The sequence below is a fragment of the Stenotrophomonas koreensis genome, from assembly GCF_001431525.1.
Lineage (GTDB): Bacteria > Pseudomonadota > Gammaproteobacteria > Xanthomonadales > Xanthomonadaceae > Stenotrophomonas > Stenotrophomonas koreensis.
In genome coordinates, this window is the sequence record NZ_LDJH01000017.1 from 32914 (window position 1) to 50435 (window position 17522).

Sequence of the window (17522 nt, forward strand, 5' to 3'; positions counted from 1 at the left end):
GATGTGAACCCGTATGGCCGGTGCCAGCCTGTTTGTGCTGATTGATGATATTGCGACCCTGCTTGACGACGTGGCGGCATTGACCAAGCTGGCGGCCAAGAAGACCGCCGGGGTGCTGGGCGATGACCTGGCCTTGAATGCGCAGCAGGTCACCGGGGTCAGCGCCGCGCGCGAGCTGCCGGTGATCTGGGCGGTGGCCAAGGGCTCGCTGGTCAACAAGGCGATCCTGGTGCCGGCGGCACTGGCCATCAGTGCGCTGGAAGTGTGGCTGCGCAGCCGCGGCGTGGCGGTGCCGATCATCGTCACGCTGATGCTGATCGGCGGCAGCTTCCTGTGTTTTGAAGGCGTGGAAAAGCTGGTCCACCACTTCTTCCACGCCCAGGACGAGGACGAGCAGATGCAGCGCCAGCTGCGGCTGGAGGCGATGCGCAACAGCGAGATCGACGTGATGGCGCTGGAGAAGGAGAAGGTCAAGGGCGCGATCCGCACCGACTTCATCCTGTCGGCCGAGGTGATCGTGCTGACCCTGGGCGTGGTTGCGGCGGTCAGCTTTGGCCAGCAGGTGCTGGCGCTGGCGACGATCGCGGTGGGGATGACCGTGTTTGTCTACGGCCTGGTCGGCGGCATCGTCAAGATCGATGACCTCGGGCTGTGGCTCAACGGCAAGGGCGGGCTGGCCGCGCCACTGGGCCGTGGCCTGATCGCGCTGGCCCCGTGGCTGATGAAGACCCTGTCGGTGGTGGGCACGCTGGCGATGTTCCTGGTCGGCGGCGGCATCGTCGTGCACAACGTGCCGGCGGTACATCACGCCGTGGCGGACGTGCTGCCCAGCCAGGGGCTGGCGGCCAGTGCCGGCAATGCGCTGGCCAGCCTGGTGGTCGGGGTGCTGGTCGGGGCGCTGGTGCTGGGCGTGGTCAATGGCTTCAAGCGTCTGCGCGGTGCGCCGGCAGCAGACTGATCGCGGCCCGGGCTAGACCACCCCGACCCGTGCGCCGTGGTCATCGGCCGGCAGGGCGGCTTCCAGCCGGTCCAGGTGCTGGTCCAGCGACAGCGTGGGATCCCAGGCCATCACACTGGTGCGCAGCGCGGGCAGCAGCGGCTGTGCGGCAAGTCCGCGCAGCAGGCTGGCCAGGCGGTCATGGGCGGCCAGCAGCGAGGCACCGGGCAGCAACACCACAAACAGCCCTTCAGGCAGGCGCAGCAAGGGCTCATCGCCATGCAGCAACGGCGACAGGGCCTGCACCAGCTGCTTCTGCTGCTCGCCACTGGCCTGGCGCCCGTGTTGCCGCCGTAGGCTGGAAAAGTCGGTGATCGCCAGCAGCCCGAGGTTGAGGGTGGGCAGCCTGGCCAGGCAGTCGGCAATCAGCGCCTCCAGGCAGCTGGCCGCTGCCAGCCCGGTCAGTGGATCACGGCTGGCGGCTGGCTGTTGCCGGTCGGCCTGCAGCTGGCGCAGGCGTGCCTGGGCCTGCTCCAGCGCGTGCTGGGTCTGTGCCTGCTGGGCCCGCAGGGCGGTGAACTGCTGCTGCAGCTGCACGGTGTCGGCGACCAGGGTATTGAGCAGGTTCACCAGCTCATGGCCGTTGCGTGCCTGGCTCAGTGCCAGCGGCAAGGCGCGCACCCGGTCCAGGTACTGGCTGCCGGCCGCGCTGGTGGCAAATTCCGTCCAGCAGCCGGCCAGGCGTGGGGTGAAGTGTTCCAGGCCGCTGGCGGTCTGCTCCAGCCCCTGCTGCAACAGGCTCTGGCGGTAGCTGGCCTGGCGCAGCGACTGCAGTACCTGCTGCAGGCCGGCGGCGTCATTGGGGCAGTCCAGCAGCGGCATCACCTGCTGCAGCTCGGCATACAGCCAGCTCTCCGGGCTGAGCAGCTGGCTGATGTTGTCCAGAAGCAGCGCAAACAGCGACAGCAGCAGGGTGCGTTGCTCCTGTGCCGCGTGCCCGCTGTATTGCAGCTGCTGGTCGAGCAGGCGCAGTTCCTGCTCCAGCGGTTCCAGTGCCAGCCCCGGCTGCCATTGGCGCAGGCCATCGGCCAGCAGCTCGGCCTGTTCGGCCAGGCTGGCCGGCTGCAGGCTCAGCGCCATGTTGTCCAGCAGGCTGACGCTGAGGTCGCGCAGGCGTTCGCTGCTGCTGCGGATATCGCCAATGCCGCTGCTGTGTTCGATGGTGCGGATGTACTTGTCCAGCAGCTGGCGCAGCAGCCGGGCGGCACGGCTCCAGTCGGTTTCGGCGCAGGCCGCCTGCAGCCGCAGGCCCATGTCGGCCAGTTCGCCGCCGAGCCCGGCCAGGCCATCGGCAAATGCCGCCAGCAGGTCGTCGGGCTGGTTGAGCCCGGCAAACCGGCGCTCGAGCATCTCCCGGCTGGCGGCCGGCGCTGCGTCCGCCACTGGTACCTTCACCGGCACCGGAGCTGCCGGGGCGCTGTTGGTCCGGCTGCGGAACAGGCCAGGGATGCCATTCCAGCGGTTGGGCGATGGGGAGCGCTGTTCGGGCATGCGAGCCGGTCTGGCAACGGGGACTGAAAGGGGGTCTACCGGATTAGCGGCTGCGTGCCGGCCAGCTTGAGCACAGCCTGGCCCAGCACGTAGCGGCGGGAACGGTCACAATGCACGCCACAACTGTAGCGAGACACCCCATGCGCCGTACCTACCGCCTCGATATCGAGGGCAAGAACCGTGACCGTCTGGTCGAGGCCAGCAAGCACGACATCCGCAAGTACATCCGCCGCGAGCGCCGCAAGGAACTGCCCAAGGGTGCGGATTTCTGGGATTTCGATACCCGCTTCGGCACGGACGAGGCCAGCGCCGAGGTGATTTTCCCGGCCGAGCTGATCCGCCGCGTGGATGCGCTGGTGGCGGAGGGCGGCAACCAGTTCTTCGTCCAGATCGAGCGCAAGCCCGGTGTCCGTCCGGCGCGTGTGGCCGGTGATACCGAGGCCGATGGTTTCGGTACCGAAACCGATTTTGACGGCCTGGATGACTGAGCCTGCCGGCCGCCAGGTGCTGCTGCTCGGTGCCACCGGCCTGGTCGGGGCGCAGGTGCTGTCCCGGCTGCTGGCCGACCCGCGGGTGGCCCGGGTCAACGCACCGACCCGACGCCCGCTGGGCGTGGCCGATCCGCGCCTGCACAACCCGCGCATCGACTACGCCGCGCTGCCGGCCGCCGCGCCGTGGTGGCAGGCCGATGCGCTGATCTGCTGCCTGGGGACCACCCGCAAGCAGGCCGGATCGCTGGAGGCTTTCGTGCAGGTGGACCGTGATTACGTGCTCGCCGCCGCCGCGCTGGCGCGCGCGGCCGGTACCGCTTGCTGTGTGTTCAACTCGGCCACCGGGGCCGATGCGCGCTCGCCGTTGGCCTACAACCGCACCAAGGGCCAGGCCGAAGCCGGGCTGCGCGCCCAGGGCTGGCCGTCGCTGGTGCTGGTCCGCCCGGGCCTGATTGGCGGGCAGCGCGCGCAGCGGCGCCCGGCCGAACATGCCGCTGGCGTGCTGCTGCGTGCGCTCGGGCCGCTGCTGCCGCGGGCGTGGCGGATCAACCCGGCCGGCAACATCGCCGCGGCAATGGTCGCGGCGGCGCTGGCCGCGCCAGCGGGCGAGAGCGTGATCGGCGCGGCCGCACTGGCCTGAGCCCGGCAGCGGGCGAGCGGCTCAGCCCGGCAGCGACTGCCCGCCGTCCACCGCCAGCACCTGGCCGGTGATCCAGCGCGCCGCCGGGCTGCACAGGAACAGCGCGGCCTCGGCCACCGCATCGACCTGGCCGAAATCACCGAACGGAATGCTGGCGCGGATGCGCTGGTACAGCGCCGGGTCCTGTTCGCGGCGTTCGGCCCAGCGCCCGCCCGGGAACTCGATCGAGCCCGGCGCCAGTGCGTTGACCCGGATCCGCTCCGGCGCCAGCTCGGTGGCCAGCGCGCCGGTGTAGTAGTTCACCGCGGCCTTGGCGGTGGAATAGGCCAGTGTGCGCGGGGTCGGCACCAGGCCATTGATCGAGCTGACATTGAGGATGCAGCCGGCCGGGCTGCGGCGCAGCCAGGGCAGGGCGGCGCGGCTGGCGCGTACCGCGGCCATCAGGTCCACCTGCAGGCTGGCCTCCCAGCCGGCCTCGCTGTCGCCGCCACCAAAGCCGGAAGCGTTGTTGACCAGGATATCGATCCCGCCCAGCGCCTGCGCCGCCTGTTCGACCCAAGCAGCCAGCTGCGCTGCATCGGCCAGGTCACAGCGGCTGGTGTGCAGCGCCAGCCCTTCGTCGGCACACTGCGCGGCGGCCTGGTCCAGACCCTGCTGGCCACGGGCGCAGACCGCCACCTGCGCGCCGGCACGCGCCAGGCCAAGGGCAATCCCGAAGCCAATGCCACGGCTGCCGCCAGCCACCAGTGCACGCTGGCCAATCAGGGAAGACGGGTTCATCGCAGGACTCGCAGCAGGAAGGACGCTCGATTATCGCCGTCTGTCAGTGCGCTGGGGGCAGGGCCGGAGGCCGGCGGGCGACCAGTACCCAGCCCACCACCGCCTGCGTCCCGTACATCAGCGCTTCGCCCAGGCGCTGCATCAGGCCGCGCAGGCTGGCCAGCTCCGGTGCCAGCATCGCCACGAACAGGCCCAGCCACAGCACCACCAGCAGCAGCCAGCCGGCGCGTTGCCACAGGCGCAGGCCCGGTGCGCAGGCCAGCAGGGCCACCCCCAGCGCGGTGCCGGTGTAGGTGAACAGCGCCAGCACGTTGTGCAGGTTCTGGGCCAGGCTGCCTTGGGCCGGGCAGCCCAGGTCGCACGGGAAGATGGCCGAGCCGATCCACGCCAGCGGTTCGCAGAACAGCAGGGCCAGACCGGCGGCCTGCACCCCGCGTGGGCGCCAGTGGCGCCAGAAGCTGGCCAGGGCGATGGCAAAGAACAGACCCGAGGGCAGGTAGCCGGCCCAGTTGACCCAGCCGGCATGCGGCGCGCCGGTGGCACCGAGTTCGCTGATGTACTGTGACAGCGGGTGGTAATCAGGACGGAGCCAGCCCGGCAGCAGGAACACGGTGAACAGCCAGCTGGCTGCGGTCAGGGCAATCCACAAACGGGTGCTGCGCATCATGCCGTCCCTGCACACAGGTGATGCAGGCCAGTATCAGGTGTCGGCAGGTTCCGGTGCAAAGCGTGGCCGTTGCTGGCCGTCGACCAGCACGTTCTGCACGAACATCGCATACGGGCGCACCCACAGCGCGCCATCGCCGTAGAGCTGGCGGTACAGCACCAGCACTTCCTGGGTCTCGCTGTGCCGGCACAGGTCGATGACCTGGTAGGGCTGGCCCTTGTAGTGGCGGTAGCGGCCCGGCGGCAGTGCGGGCAGGGGCGGCAGGTCGGACATCGGTCACGGCTCGTGGCAACAGGAGCGGTGATTGTCGTACAGGCGGTGCCGGCTGTGCGGATCGACCGCGCCTGGCCGCGGCACGCCAGGAAAAAGCTGGCCGGCAAGGGACTGCCGGCCAGCGTGGCCATTACTGGGCCAGGGCCAGGTCGTCGAGCAGCACGCGCAGGAAGCGCGCCGCCTCGCCACCGGTGCAGGCGCGGTGGTCGAAGGTCACCGACAGCGGGATCACCTTGTGGGTCTCGATCCCGCCCATCACCGGCACCACCTGGAAGCGGGCACGGCCGGCGCCGACGATGGCCACGCTCGGCGGCACCACCACCGGGGTGGCATAGCGGCCGGCGAACATGCCGAAGTTGGACAGCGAGATGGTGTGCCCGCTCAGCTCGCTGGCGGCGATGGTGCGCTCTTCCACCTGCTGGCGCAGGCGCTTGATGGCCTCACGCACGCCGCGGGCATCGAGCATGTCGGCATTGCGCAGGGCCGGCACGAACAGGCCGTCCTCGGTATCAACCGCGATGCCGATATCGACCTGGCGGTGCAGGGTGCGGGTCAGGTTGGCGCCATCGAACCAGGCATTCATTGCCGGCACCGCCTGGCAGCCGGCGACGATCGCGCGCACCAGGCGGGCGGTGACATCGTTGCCCGGCAGCCAGGCATGGATGTCGGCATCGTCATTGAGCGTGGTCGGCACCACCTGGGCATGGGCATCGGCCATCACCCGGGCCATGTTGCGGCGCACGCCCTTCAGCGGCTCGGGCTGGCCGAAGCTGCCACTGCCTGGCGGGGTGGTGCGCATCGGCTTGCCGGCCGCCGACAGCGTGGTGCGATCGCCGCTGCTGACCGCTGCGGCGGCCACGGCAGCCACCGGCTGGGCGGCGGCGCGTGCCACCGGAGCGGCAGCGCCGGCACGCGCGCTGCCATCGGCAGCGGCCTGCTTGACATCGTTCATGGTCACCGCGCCATCGGCGCCGCTGGCGCGTACCCGGGCCAGGTCGACACCGAGCTTGCGTGCCATCGCACGCACCGCCGGCACCGCCTTGACCCCACCGACGGCAATGGCCGCCTCGGTGTGCACGGCATTGGAGGAGACCATCGCCCCGACCACGGTGCCTTCATCGGCACGCTCGCTGCTGGCAGCCGCCGGGACCGGCGGCGGGGTGGCGGGAGCCGGAGCGGGCGCCGGCGCATGGCCGTGGTGGTGGCCGGTATCCTGGCCCTCGGCGCGCTGCGGCAGCGACGGGTCGATTTCAAAGGCGGCCAGCTCGTGGCCGGTGATCACGATGTCGCCGGCCGCGCCGGCCAGGCGCAGCACCTTGCCCGAGACCGGGGACGGCACCTCGACCACCGCCTTGGCGGTTTCCATCGACACCAGCGGTTCGTCCAGCTTGATCACATCACCGACTTTGACGAACCACTCCACGATGGTGGCATCGGGCAGGCCTTCGCCCAGGTCGGGCAGGTGGAAGCTCTTTGTTGCGCTCATGCAGGTTTCTCTAAAGGCAGAGGCCGGCGGCGCAGGCACGCCGCCGGCCGGGTGTTGGATCAGCCGTTGGCCAGGGTGCGCTTGGCCGCAGCGACGATGCGCTCGACGCTGGGCAGGTACTTCATTTCCAGGCGGAACAGCGGGATATGGGTGTCATAGCCGGTGACGCGCTCGACCGGCGAGAGCAGGTCGTACAGCGAGCTTTCGGCCAGGCGGGCGGCGATTTCGGCACCGAAGCCGGCGGTACGCGGCGCTTCCTGGATGACCACGCAGCGGCCGGTACGGGCGACCGACTCGGCGATGGTGTCAAAGTCCAGCGGACGCAGCGTGGCCACGTCGATGACCTCGGCGCTGATGCCTTCGCCGGCCAGCGCGTCGGCTGCTTCCAGCGCTTCCTTGACCTGGGCACCCCAGGCCACCAGGGTCACGTCGGTACCCTCGCGCAGCACGAAGCACACATCCAGCGGCAGCGCTTCGCCGTCATCGACCACCAGTTCCTTGTACTGGCGGTAGATGCGCTTGGGTTCGAAATAGATCACCGGGTCCGGCTCGCGGATGGCGGCCAGCAGCATGCCGTAGGCGCGCTGCGGGCTGGACGGCATCACCACGCGCAGGCCGGGCACGTTGGTGAACATCGCCTCGTTGGCCTCGCTGTGGTGTTCCGGGGCGCGGATGCCACCGCCCCACGGCACGCGCAGCACCATCGGACAGGTCAGGCGGCCACGGGTACGGTTGCGGAAGCGCGCCGCATGGCAGATCAGGTGGTCCAGCATCGGGTAGACGAAGCCGTCGAACTGGGCTTCGGCCACCGGCTTCATGCCCTGCACGGCCAGGCCGACGGTCAGGCCGGCGATGGTGGTTTCATCCAGCGGGGTATCGAGCACGCGCTCGGCACCGAAGCGCTGCTGCAGGCCGGCGGTGGCGCGGAACACACCGCCGTTGACGCCGACGTCCTCGCCGAGCACCAGCACGCTGGGGTCATGGGCCATTTCCCAGGCCAGGGCCTGGGTGATCGCTTCAATCAGGGTGATGGGCTGGGCGGTCATCGCGGCCTCGTGCTGCTGGCTGGTGCTGGAAGTGTCGGTACTGGCTGAGGGGCTCGGGGTGCAGACCTGGCGCAGATCATCCATGGCGGTTCTCCAGCGCGATGGCGGCCGCACGCTGGGCCAGCAGTTCCGGCGGCGGATCGGCGTAGAGGTAATCAAACATCGCTTCCACCGGCGGCACCGGGGTGGCCAGGTAGGCGTTGACCTCTTCGTCCACGCGCTTGGCGCACTCGGCGTTCCACTCGTTTTCCAGCTGCTCGTTCCAGACCCCGGCGCGGGTCAGGTAGGCGCGCAGGCGCAGCATCGGCTCGCGCGTCCAGGCATCGGTGACTTCGGCGCTGTCGCGGTAGCGGCGCGCGTCATCGGCGGTGGTGTGGTCGGACAGGCGGTAGGTCAGCAGTTCCAGCACGGTGCCGCCGTCGCCGGCCAGGGCGCGCTCGCGCGCCTGCTGCATGGCCACCATCACCGCCAGCAGGTCGTTGCCGTCCACCTGCAGGCAGTGCAGGCCGCCGGCCAGGCCCTTCTGGGCCAAGGTCTGTGCGCCGGTCTGGGCACTGCGCGGCACGCTGATCGCCCAGCCGTTGTTGACCACGCACAGGATCAGCGGCAGCTTGTAGGCGCCGGCCGAGTTCACTGCGGCGTAGAAGTCGGTCTTGGAGCTGCCGCCGTCACCGCACACTGCCACCGCGATCTGTTGCTGCTTGCGCAGCTTGAACGCCAGCGCCGAACCGGCCGCATGCAGGCACTGGGTGGAGATCGGTACGCAGATCGGGAAATCCCTGGCCGCATCGCTGTTGCGGTCATAGTCGCTGCCGCGCTCGTCGCCGCCCCAGTACAGCAGCACGTCGCGGATGCGCACCCCGCGCACCAGCATCGCGCCGTATTCGCGGTAGCTCGGCGCAAACACATCGCCGCGGCGCATCACCGCGCCGATGCCGACGTGGGCGGCTTCATGGCCCAGGCAGGAGGCGTAGGTGCCCAGCTTGCCGGTGCGCTGCAGGGCCACGGCCTTGGCATCGAACAGCCGGGTCATCAGCATCTGCTTGAAGTACGGCACCAGGGCCGCCGGGTCGCGCAGGTTCTCGGGCAGGTCGTTGCGCAGCAACTGACCGTCGTTGTCCAGGTATTGCAGGTGGTGGATCTGATATTCGGCGGAAACCGTCATTGCTGCGACATCCCTACAGATGGTTTCAATTGAAATGACATCCTAGGCAAATTGCATCCAAAAGCCCGCTTGCGCTGCAGCAATTGGACACCGTACGGACGCAAACGGGCGCGACCAGCTGGCCGCGCCCGTTGTTTTTACAGGGAAAACAGGGAATCAGTAGCCGGCACTGTAGCTGCCGGTGTTGTTGTCCGGATCGGCATCGGCGCTGGCGCTGGAGACCACGCCCTGCAGCTGCAGCTGGCCACTGGCCGGTACCGGGCGGGTGTTGGCCTTGACCGTGAAGCCGGCCGTGGCACCGGCCGCCAGGCTGGCCGTGGTGCAGCGGAAGCTGGCCTGGCGGTTGCCATTGGTGGTCTTGCTGCACGACCAGCCGGCCGGTGCCGCCACCGAGGAGGTGGCGGTCAGGGTGTTGCCGGTGACCAGCAGCACCGGGTTGACGGCCGCCAGCTGGCCGAGGTTGCTGACGCTGGCCGCGACCTGGGTGGTCAGGCCGGTGGCCGGAACGCTGGCCGGGCCGTTGAAGCTGACCGCCAGATCAGCGGCCGGCACCACCGCCGGGGTGACTTCCACCTCGACCTCGGTGCTGTTGTTGCCCGGCTGCGGGTCGCTGGTCTGCGACTGTGCAGCCACCGCCAGCTTCAGCGGCGCACCGACCAGGCTGGCGTCGGTGACCACCTCGGTGGTGAAGGTGGCACTGGCGCTGGCGGCCAGGGTGTCGATGCTGCAGGTCACCGTGGTGGTGGTGGTCACCACCGGGGCGCCGCAGTTCCAGCCCGCCGGCACGCCGGACATCAGCGGCGAGACCACCGCATCGAACACCAGTGCCACGGCCGGCTGGGACGCCGCGGCCGGGCCGTTGTTGCTTACCGTGCTGGTGTAGCGCAGCGTCTGCCCGGCTTCCACGCGGTACTGGTCGGCATTGGCGGCCACGCCGAGGTCGGCGAACTGCTGCATCTGCAGCTGGATCAGCACCAGGGTCGGGTCATGGTCGGCCAGGCGGGTCGGGGTGTCGCCGCTGTTGCGGGCGGTTTCCGGGAAGTCGGCATTGATCCGTGCATGGCTGACGCGCAGGTTGCCGACATCGCTGGCAGTGAGCAGCGAGCTGCTGGCCACCACGTGGTCCAGCGACTGCACCACCCCGTCAAAGGTGTAGCTGTAGCTCGATTCCGGCGGCAGCAGCCAGGTCAGGGTCTGGTAGTCAGGGTTGACCAGGTCGATGCCATCGCCAGTGACGATGGTTTCATCATCGGCGGCGGGCTGGCCGGTGATCGTGCCCAGCGCATCGACATAGCCATCGTTGAACTCGAAGGCGTTGAAGTCGCCCATCACCAGCACGCGCTCGGCCGGGTCGGCGCTCTGCCGGGCCTGCAGCAGCTCGGCCAGGAACACCGCCTGGGCCTGGCGCTTGGCACGGACGCGGGCACCGGCGGCATCGTCGGTTTCATTGCCATTGAGCGAGCGCTGGTGGACCACGATCGCGGTGAGTGGGAACTGGCGGCCATCGGCAAAGTTCACCACCGCCTCCAGCGACAGCGGCGGACGGTCGTTGAGCAGGCTGCTGGTACCGTCCGGCTGGGTCCACTGGGTGTTCTTGCCGTGCTGCTCGACCAGGCCGACCTGCACCCGCGGCACCCCGGCGGCGACTTCGGCGGTCTTGACCAGGAAGCCGACATCGATGCCGCCGACGTCGTTGCCTTCCATCAGGTAGGCCACGTACTGCGGGTCGGGCTGGCCGTTGGCCACCGCATCGGCATTGATGCGGTTGGCCAGGGTGGTCAGCACGCTCAGGCTCTCCACTTCGACCGCACCGAGGATGTCAGGGAAGTGCAGGTAGTTGCGGATGCCCAGCGAGGCCTTGTTCAGGCGCTTGTCGTAGGCGGCGCTGGTCAGCACTGGCTCACCGACCGCCGGGTCGTTCACATCGTCGAAGAAGCGCTGCAGGTTGTAGGTGGCGACATTGATCTCGTCAGCCTGCGGCAGCGCGGCCGCGCGCGGCTGGTCATGGCCGTCGCACTGCACCTGCGGGGTCACTTCCGGGTACAGGGTGTAGCGGCGGAAGGTGTAGTCCAGCGGGCCGGTCACTTCCAGCACGTGGCAGTTGGAGGCCACCTCCAGCCGGGTCGCGCCGATTGCGCCACTGCTGACGGCCAGCAGTTCGGGGTTGGTATCCCAGCGCGGCACATTGGCCGGGGCGCTGGCCGGCAGGTTGTCCGGCAGCTGGATGCCCGGCTCGCGGTACGAGCGCGGCACCCCGGTGACCACGGCATGGAACACGCCGTTGTTGCTGCCGGTGGCCTGCGATTCGTTGACCGAACCGGCGCTGGGGGCGTTGACGGTCAGGCTGGGTGCGGTCACGCGCATGCCTTCGTAACGCTCCAGCTGGTCGAGCGGTCCGGTCGCGCTGGGCAGCTCGGTGGTCAGCACCACCGGCGTCGGCAGCGGCTGGCCGCTGGCCAGCACGGTCACCGTCGGGTTGGTCAGCTCGGTCAGCGGCGGCTGCTGCGGGTCGGCGCCTGGCACGTACTCGATCACCGTGGCCTGCACCGCGACCAGGGTGCCGGGGACGATCGTGCTGGCCGGGGCGCCACCGGTGTAGACATAGATGCCGCGCGAGGCATCGGCCGGGTGCGGGCCCTCGCTGTCCGGGGTCTGCATGAAGAAGCCGGCCGTGCGCACGCCGGTGACCACGCCGCGGGTGACCACCACCTGGCCTTCCAGCGGCGAGCGTTCGCCACTGCCCTGGATCGCGCTGATCGGCAGGAACACGAAGTCGTCATTGGCAATGGTGCCGGTGACGGTCAGCGCGCCGGGGAAGGCGCCCTGGACGTTGCTGATGTCCAGGTAGAAGGTTTCATCGGCCTCGCTGTCGGTATCGCCGATCACCTGCACGGTGATGCTGGCGCTGCGCTCACCCTCGGCCACGGTCACGCTGCCGCTGCTGGCCACATAGTCGCTGCCGGCACTGGCGCTGCCGTCGCGGGTGGCATAGTCGAAGCTCACCCCGCCGGCCGGGGCCGGTGCGGACAGGTTCACGGTGAAGGTGAAGGCGCGGCTGCCGCTGTCGCCCTCGGCCTGGCTGAGGTTGGCCGCGCCGATGATCACCTGGCCATCGGCGCCGCAGACCACGGCCGGGCTGGCGCTGTTGCGCGGTGCTGGCGCGCCGGCGGCAAAGTCGCTGGCGTTGTTGTTGCTGTCGGTGCAGCCGTTGTCGGCACGCAGCACCGCCAGCGTGTTGCTCATCGCCGTTGCCGCCGCGCCGCCTTCGAAGCAGTTGGCGGTGCCGATGCCGACCAGGTCGATTACGCCAGTCGGGCAGGCGCCACTCAGTGCCGCCGTGCTGCTGACCAGGGCAACCTTGGCATTGGCGCTGGCCATGGCGATGGTGCCGCTGGCATCGGGCGTGGGCAGGGCCAGGCTGCCGCCGCTGCCGTCGGCCTGCTTGATCAGGTAGTAGCCGCCGGCGGCGATGCTGCCGCCCAGCGCGGTGGTTGCCCAGCTGCCGGTGCCGGTGGCCGAGGCGTACTGCACCGTCCAGCCGCTCAGGTCGACCGCGGCGGTGCCGTTGTTGTGCAGCTCGATGAAGTCACTCCTCAGCGTCGCCCCGGTATTGCCGCCACCGCCATAGACCTGGCTGATGACCACGTCGGCGTGGGCCTGGCTGGCCAGAAGGATGCCGGCAACAGCGGCGGTGAGCGGTGAGACGCGCATGCAGTATTTCCCCTGAGTCATTGGAGTGGGTAGGCAAGAACGAGCGGGAGCCGAAGGGCGGCATCGTCAAAATGTTGACGCATAAACAATTCATGAATATGACAGCAAGCGCGGCCGCAGGAAAGCCAACCAGTGACCGCCCGCACATTGGCACTTGCCCTGCTGGCAGATGAATGGCACTTTCACTGCTTTGATTTACAAGGGAAATAGACCGGATGACTGTTCCGATCCCCGCCCCGCGCGGGCTGATGGCCCGTTTTCTCGACGTGATCGAGAAGGCCGGCAACCGTCTGCCGGACCCGGCGGCCCTGTTTGCGCTGCTGATGCTGGCCGTCTGGGGCCTGTCCTGGGTGCTGTCGGGCATCAGCTTCGAGGCGATCGACCCGCGCAGCGGCGAGCCGATCCGGGTACTCAACCTGCTCTCGGGCGACTCACTGACCGCGTTCATGGCCAACATGGTCAAGGTCTTCCTCGGTTTCGCCCCACTGGGCGTGGTGCTGGTGGCCATGCTCGGCCTCGGCGTGGCCGAGCACTCCGGCTTCATCAACGCCGGCCTGCGCCGCGCGCTGGGCGTCACCCCGAAGGCGCTGTTGACCCCGGCCCTGGTCGCGGTGGCGGTGCTTTCGCATGTGGCGGTGGACGCCGGCTATGTGCTGGTGATCCCGCTGGGCGGTGTCATCTTCTATGCCGCCGGGCGCCACCCGCTGGCCGGCATCGCCGCCGCGTTCTGCGGCGTCTCCGGCGGTTTTTCGGCCACCTTGTTCATTCCGTCCTCGCTGGACCCGATGCTGGCCGGCTTCACCCAGAGTGCGGCCCACATCCTGGACCCGGCGGTGGTGGTCAACCCGCTCAACAACTGGATCTTCACCACGGCCTCGACCTTCCTGATCGTGGCCATCGGCTGGTTTGTCACCGACCGCATCGTCGAGCCGCGGCTGCAGGCCATGGTCGTGGATGGCAATACCGACGACCTGCCGAAGATGGAGCCGCTCAACCCCAGCGAAGCCCGCGGCCTGCGCTGGGCGCTGGGGGCGATGGTGGTGGCCGCGCTGCTGTTTGCCGCCAGCCTGGTGCCGGAAGCCAGCCCGTGGCGCGCCGCCGCCGAGGCCGTGCCGGAAGGCAGCCATCCGCTGCTGGTGGCCGCCGCCCCGGTGATGCAGTCCATCGTGGCGCTGATCTTCGTGTTCTTCCTGTTGCCGGGCGTGGTCTACGGCTATGTCGCCGGCAGCTTCAAGAGCCACCGCGACGTGATCGCGGCGATGAGCAAGTCGATGGCCGGGATGGGTTACTACATCGTCATCGCCTTCTTCATCGCCCAGTTCCTGGCCGGCTTCAACGGTTCGGGCCTGGGCACCCTGATGGCGGTGGAAGGCGCGGATTTCCTCAAGGGCCTGGGCCTGCCGATGTGGCTGACCATCATCGGCCTGATCGCGATGACCGCCATCGTCAACCTGTTCATCGGCTCGGCCTCGGCCAAGTGGGCGCTGCTGGCGCCGATCATGGTGCCGCTGATGATGCAGCTGGGGGTCTCGCCGGACCTGACCCAAGCCGCCTACCGCGTGGGGGATTCGATGACCACCATCCTGACCCCGCTGATGCCGTATTTCCCGCTGATCGTGGTGTTCTGCCAGCGCTATGTCACCGGCGCCGGGATCGGCACCCTGGTCTCGATCATGGTGCCGTACTCGATTGCCCTGAGCCTGTTGTGGACCTTGCTGCTGCTGGCGTTCTGGGGGCTGGGCATCCCGCTGGGCATCGGCGCCAGCTACGCCTACCCGGCCGGCTGACCCGGGGCCGGCCGACGTGCGGTTTGACGCCGACCGGGTTGCAGCGTTAAACCGTCTGACGTTTTCCAGGCCCGGACCTTCAGTCCGGGCCTCCCATTCACCTGGAGCCCCATCCCAATGAGTTCGCCTTCGAACAAGGCCGCGGCCAACACCGCTGCCGATCCGACCTTCCTGCCACCGCCGCCCGGCGAATTCCTCGGCCACCCGCGCGCGCTGTGGAACCTGTTCGGCACCGAGTTCTGGGAACGCTTCATGTACTACGGCATGCGCGCCATGCTGGCGGTGCACGTGGCCTCGGCGTTCTTTGCCCACCTGTCCGGTGCCGCCGCACGCGAGCAGGCATCGCTGACCTACGGCGGCTTCACCTCGCTGGTCTACATGACCGGCATCGCCGGCGGCTTCGTCGCCGACCGCATCCTCGGCTACCAGCGTTCGATCATGCTCGGTGGCGCAATGATGGCGGCCGGCAGCTTCATGCTGATGGCGCCGGACCTGACCACCTTCATGGTTGGCCTGGCGGTGATCGTGGTCGGCAATGGCCTGTTCAAGCCGAACATCTCCACCATGGTCGGCAAGCTGTATGCGCCGGGCGATGCCCGCCGTGATTCGGGCTTCACCATCTTCTACATGGGCATCAATGCCGGTGCGCTGATCGCCCCGGTGATCTGCGCCTCGCTGATCGGCAGCAAGTTCGGCTACCGCTGGGGCTTCTTTGCCGCGGCGATGGGCATGATCGTCGGCCTGGCGGTGTTCCAGGTGGTCAAGGGCTGGCTCGGCCATGTCGGCACCGCCCCGGAAGGCAAGAAGGGCTTTGCCCCGATCCTCCAGGTGCTGATCGGCAGCGCGCTGCTGGTGGTGCCGGTGTTCTTCCTGCTCAGCAAGTCCGACGTGCTCGGTGGCCTGCTGATCGCGATGATGCTGGCGCTGGTGGCCTATTTCATCTACAGCGGCGTCACCAGCGGCTCCAAGGCGCAGCTGCACCGCTACATCGCGATGCTGATCCTGTTCGTGGCCAACATCCTGTTCTGGTCGCTGTTCGAGCAGGCCGGTTCGTCGCTGAACTTCCTGGCCCAGGATTTCGTGCGCATGCCGGACGTGTCGATCTTCGGCTGGACCCCGACCTTCGAGGTGTTCCAGTCGGTCAACCCGGTGTTCATCATCCTGCTGGCGCCGATTTTCGCCACCCTGTGGGTGAAGCTGGACAAGGCCGACTGGAACCCGTCGATCCCGCGCAAGTTCTCCTACGGCCTGGTCGGTGCGGCGCTGGGTTTCTACGTGCTGGTGTTCGCGCTGAACCACACCGCCGGGGCCGACGGCAAGATCTCCTGGATCTGGCTGACCCTGACCTACCTGATCCACACCATGGGTGAGCTGTGCCTGTCGCCGATCGGCCTGGCCATGGTCACCAAGCTGGCCAAGCCGAGTGAAACCGGCCTGGCCATGGGCGGCTGGTTCCTGTCCATTGCGATGGCCAACTTCGTGGCCGGGCGCATCGCCGCCATTGCTTCTGGCGGCAGCGAAGGCGAGGCCGGCTCGTCGCTGGTGCAGTACGCGGCCACCTTCAACCAGTTGTTCTGGCTGGGCATCGTGATTGCGGTGCTGTTCTTCCTGGCCGCACCGCTGATCAACAAGCTGATGCACGGCGTGAAGTAAGCGCGCATCACTGGTGGTGCAGACGGCGTCCTGCGGGGCGCCGTCTGCGTTTCAGAATGGCCGGCAGCGGCCGCTATTCCTGTCAGGGCCGTTGTAGCGGCCGACTTCGTCGCTGCCACCAATTCCCATGCCTGATTCCCGACCTGCCAACCAGACGACCGCCGAAGCGACGACCGTGTCGTTGCCGCCAGTGGCCAGCCTGCTTGATGACCACACCCCGCCGGATGCGGTGAGCGTGGGCAGCACGGCGGCAGCGGCGGCTGCCGAGGATGCGGCGCTCGGCGAGCCGGAGCTGGAAGAAGCCGGTGGCGAGCCGCAATGGGGGCCCTGGCGCCTGCCGGCGGTGACCGTGCCGGACAACCTGCGCCTGCAGACGGCCGTGGCCCGGCTGGTGGTGCAGAAGCAGCGCATCGATGCGATTGTCCGCGAAGGCCAGCTCGATGGCCTGTGGCCGGCCTCATGGCTGGGCCTGGACGGGCGCAGCATCGACCTGACCGCGTTCGTGCATTCGGTGCTGCCGTTCATTCCGGAGACCGGCCAGGGCCAGAGTCCGACCGCCGCCGGCCGGGTCAACCTGAAATTCACCCTGGGCGATGACAGCCGCTGGGACCGCCGGCAGGTGGCCCGACCGCGCGCGCTGGCCGCGCGCCTGGGCGCGGACGAACGCGCGCTGGCCGGCCAGCCCGACCAGGCCGAGGTCAGCCTGATCTCGCCGCTGGGCCTGTGCGTGCCGACCCAGGGCAAGTCGCGGGTCGGCTTCCTGCGCCAGATGGGGGCAGCCAGCATGGCCGCGCGGGTGACGGCGCTGGCCTATCCCTCGCCGAGCCAGCTCGGCCTGTATGCGGTCGCCCCCGGTGGCCAGGCGCAGGTCTGGTGTGTGCTGGGCCAGCGCCAGCTGCGCCGGCTCGAGGCGCACTGGCTCAGCGTGCCGCTGCTCAATGGCTACGGCGTGCCCGAGCCGAAGCCCTGGCCGGAGAACTGGCCCCCGGTGGAAGCGGTGGCCCAGGCGCTGGCCGAATGCCGCGGCAAGGGCGTGCCGGAAGTGGATCTGCTCGGCCTGTCGCACCGGCTCACGCGCCAGGCGCAGGGCATGCGCTGGGTCAGCACCAACCTGCTGCAGATGCGCAACTGGTTGCCGCGCTGGCGGTTTTTCCTGTCCAGCTTCATCGGCCTGCCGCTGTTGCTGCTGGTGGTGGCGATGCTGGCCCTGCCACGCGCGATCGAGGCGGCGGCGGTGGCGGCGATCCTCGGCTTTGCCGGTGGCGCGGTGGCCGCGCTGGCGGTGCCCTGGGTGGTCGCCCGCCAGCGGGATGTGAACTGAGCCGGCCATCAGGG

14 protein-coding genes are annotated in these 17522 nt (G+C 69.0%); 6 read left to right on the plus strand and 8 right to left on the minus strand.

Going from position 1 to position 17522, the window contains the following annotated elements:
* Window positions 1-13 precede the first annotated feature (13 nt).
* Window positions 14-958: a DUF808 domain-containing protein gene (locus tag ABB25_RS10235; RefSeq protein WP_057666469.1), complete on the plus strand. Its 945-nt coding sequence runs from the start codon at window positions 14-16 to the stop codon at window positions 956-958.
* A gap of 12 nt (window positions 959-970) precedes the next feature.
* Here ABB25_RS10235 and ABB25_RS10240 read toward each other — a convergent pair whose 3' ends face one another.
* The gene (locus ABB25_RS10240) at window positions 971-2488 is read right to left on the minus strand and encodes a GGDEF domain-containing protein (protein ID WP_057666471.1); all 1518 of its coding nucleotides are present in this window, start codon (window positions 2486-2488) and stop codon (window positions 971-973) included.
* Window positions 2489-2628: 140 nt separating this feature from the next.
* On the opposite strand from ABB25_RS10240, the gene ABB25_RS10245 reads away from it, so the two are divergent.
* Window positions 2629-2976: a DUF6172 family protein gene (locus ABB25_RS10245; RefSeq protein WP_057666473.1), complete on the plus strand. Its 348-nt coding sequence runs from the start codon at window positions 2629-2631 to the stop codon at window positions 2974-2976.
* Window positions 2969-3619: a Rossmann-fold NAD(P)-binding domain-containing protein gene (locus ABB25_RS10250; protein WP_057666474.1), complete on the plus strand. Its 651-nt coding sequence runs from the start codon at window positions 2969-2971 to the stop codon at window positions 3617-3619. Before ABB25_RS10245 ends, ABB25_RS10250 begins: the two co-directional genes overlap by 8 nt.
* A 21-nt stretch (window positions 3620-3640) precedes the next feature.
* On the opposite strand, the gene ABB25_RS10255 is transcribed toward ABB25_RS10250, so the two are convergent.
* From ABB25_RS10255 to ABB25_RS10285, 7 genes are all read right to left on the minus strand, one after another.
* Window positions 3641-4399, minus strand: a complete 759-nt coding sequence (locus tag ABB25_RS10255; RefSeq protein ID WP_057666476.1) for an SDR family NAD(P)-dependent oxidoreductase — start codon at window positions 4397-4399, stop codon at window positions 3641-3643.
* A gap of 43 nt (window positions 4400-4442) precedes the next feature.
* On the minus strand, window positions 4443-5063 hold the full coding sequence (locus tag ABB25_RS10260) for a DUF998 domain-containing protein (RefSeq protein WP_160319431.1): 621 nt from the start codon (window positions 5061-5063) through the stop codon (window positions 4443-4445).
* 36 nt (window positions 5064-5099) lie between these two features.
* Window positions 5100-5339, minus strand: a complete 240-nt coding sequence (locus ABB25_RS10265; RefSeq protein ID WP_057666479.1) for a DUF1653 domain-containing protein — start codon at window positions 5337-5339, stop codon at window positions 5100-5102.
* Window positions 5340-5469: 130 nt separating this feature from the next.
* Window positions 5470-6825 carry a dihydrolipoamide acetyltransferase family protein gene (locus ABB25_RS10270; RefSeq protein WP_057666481.1) on the minus strand — a complete coding sequence of 452 codons (1356 nt, stop codon included), beginning with the start codon at window positions 6823-6825 and terminating at the stop codon, window positions 5470-5472.
* Window positions 6826-6884: 59 nt separating this feature from the next.
* Complete coding sequence (locus ABB25_RS10275) at window positions 6885-7871, minus strand: alpha-ketoacid dehydrogenase subunit beta (protein ID WP_425477330.1); 987 nt, start codon at window positions 7869-7871, stop codon at window positions 6885-6887.
* 76 nt (window positions 7872-7947) lie between these two features.
* Window positions 7948-9036, minus strand: a complete 1089-nt coding sequence (pdhA, locus tag ABB25_RS10280) for a pyruvate dehydrogenase (acetyl-transferring) E1 component subunit alpha (protein ID WP_057666484.1) — start codon at window positions 9034-9036, stop codon at window positions 7948-7950.
* Between the two features lie 156 nt (window positions 9037-9192).
* Window positions 9193-12747, minus strand: coding sequence for a lamin tail domain-containing protein (locus ABB25_RS10285; protein ID WP_057666486.1), 3555 nt, complete (start codon window positions 12745-12747; stop codon window positions 9193-9195).
* Window positions 12748-12962: 215 nt separating this feature from the next.
* On the opposite strand from ABB25_RS10285, the gene ABB25_RS10290 reads away from it, so the two are divergent.
* The 3 genes from ABB25_RS10290 to ABB25_RS10300 all read left to right on the plus strand — a co-directional run bounded on the left by ABB25_RS10290 (window position 12963) and on the right by ABB25_RS10300 (window position 17508).
* A complete protein-coding gene (locus tag ABB25_RS10290; protein ID WP_057666488.1) occupies window positions 12963-14534 on the plus strand; it encodes an AbgT family transporter in 1572 nt (523 codons plus the stop codon).
* Window positions 14535-14651: 117 nt separating this feature from the next.
* A complete protein-coding gene (locus tag ABB25_RS10295) occupies window positions 14652-16187 on the plus strand; it encodes a peptide MFS transporter (RefSeq protein WP_057666489.1) in 1536 nt (511 codons plus the stop codon).
* A 127-nt stretch (window positions 16188-16314) separates the two neighbouring features.
* Complete coding sequence (locus ABB25_RS10300; protein WP_083488252.1) at window positions 16315-17508, plus strand: hypothetical protein; 1194 nt, start codon at window positions 16315-16317, stop codon at window positions 17506-17508.
* Window positions 17509-17522: the final 14 nt, after the last annotated feature.